The organism is Vibrio sp. CJQ_6 (assembly GCF_043106745.1).
Lineage (GTDB): Bacteria > Pseudomonadota > Gammaproteobacteria > Enterobacterales > Vibrionaceae > Vibrio > Vibrio furnissii.
The window spans coordinates 1-976 of the sequence record NZ_JBICMV010000034.1 but is presented as its reverse complement, the minus strand read 5'-3'; the positions used below and the strand labels follow the sequence as shown (position 1 = coordinate 976).

General features: G+C 45.2%; 1 pseudogene. It reads left to right on the top strand.

Features of this window, described 5'->3' with window-relative positions:
• The first annotated feature begins 26 nt into the window (after positions 1 to 26).
• Positions 27 to 916 (top strand): annotated as a pseudogene (locus tag ACF8PK_RS17970) (IS5 family transposase).
• Positions 917 to 976 lie beyond the last annotated feature (60 nt).

Below are 976 nucleotides of genomic sequence, written 5' to 3'. Positions count from 1 at the left end.
CTAAGTAAGTTAATTACCCTAGTCTCATGCCGAAGCTTCGCTACAAAACAACGAACTGGAAACGGTACAACAAAGTCTTAATCAACAGTGGTTCACCCACTTTCTGGATTGATGAAGAAGCCATTCGCCAGTGGAAGCAGAGTAAACAGGATAAACGCGGTAGACCTCGTCAATTCAGTGACTTAGCCATTACCACAGCGCTTATGGTGAAACGAGTTTTCTCGATGCTGTGAGAGCATTGCAAGGGATTATCGATTCTGTTTTTTCATTGGCTAACGTCCCTATAGTCTGTCCACATTCCAGTTGTATCAGTCGAAGAGCTAAGCAAATCGAGGTTTCATTTAAACCAAAGACTAGAGGTGCAATACAGCATCTAGCCATTGATGCGACGGGGCTCAAGGTTTATGGCGGAGGTGAATGGAAGGTCAAGAAGCATGGTACTGACGGGAAGCGTAGAGTCTGGAGAAAATTGCATTTAGCGGTAGACATCTGCACTCACGAAATCGTTGCGGCAGAACTGAGTTTATCTAATGTTACCGATGCAGAAGTCTTCCCTAACTTGCTCAAGCAAACACGCCGAAGAATTATCGAGATATCTGGTGATGGCACTTATGACACAAGGGATTGCCACGATGCCATACGGTTCAAGCGAGCTGTTCCACTCATCCCTCCAAGATAAGGGGCAGCCTGCTGGGATAATGGTCACCCTAGGAATTTAGAGGTAAGTTGCCAGAAGCTCTACGGCTATCATAAACGTTCACTATCAGAGACAGTAATGTATCGAGTGAAGCAGTTTTTAGGTGGGCGATTAAGTCTGAGAGACTACAATGCTCAGGTTGGTGAAACTTAGGCCATGATTAAAGCGCTGAACAAACTTACAGGGCTTGGTATGCCAGAAATTCAGTGTGCTGTATAATAATTGCACAACTGTAGGCCGTTTGATTCTCTGACCGAATTACGCAACCAAGCCGCTGAA